This is a genomic window from Bradyrhizobium yuanmingense (assembly GCF_029167105.1).
GTDB classification, from domain to species: Bacteria; Pseudomonadota; Alphaproteobacteria; order Rhizobiales; family Xanthobacteraceae; genus Bradyrhizobium; species Bradyrhizobium yuanmingense_A.
Window position 1 is genome coordinate 1 of record NZ_JARFML010000133.1, and the last position, 451, is coordinate 451.

Below are 451 nucleotides of genomic sequence, written 5' to 3' on the forward strand. Positions count from 1 at the left end.
GCGGTACGCGCAAGACCATGATCGTGGCGCTGGCGCGCAAATTGCTCATTGCGTTCTGGCGCCTGACGACGACAGGCGAAATACCTGTCGGGAGCAAGTTACGCCCGGTAGCATGAACGCGCGACGACTTGATCTTGGGCGTCACCCGCCGCTTCTGCCCTGAGATGAACACCCTGAACTTGTAGTTGGGTGGCGCATTGTGGCCGCGATAGCCTTTGTCGAGAACGAGGCGCTCGATGATGTTGCCGATCAGCGCCTCCATTTCCGGGATCACGGTCTCGAGTGTATGACCATCATAAGGGTTGCCGGGCAGCGCCTTCACATGGGTGATGAACTGGCCCCCTTTGGCGTGCGCCAGCGTCGTGGCGACGGAGACCTTGACCCCGATCTATGGACCACGCCCGCGTTGCAAGAGGAATCGACAAAGGGATGAAACGGTTTGCGCCAATCT

Annotated in this window: 1 pseudogene; it reads right to left on the reverse strand. The window is 59.6% G+C overall.

From position 1 onward, the window contains the following. Positions 1 to 127: 127 nt before the first annotated feature. A pseudogene (locus P0R31_RS40795) lies at positions 128 to 385 on the reverse strand (IS5/IS1182 family transposase); the annotation flags it as partial. Positions 386 to 451 lie beyond the last annotated feature (66 nt).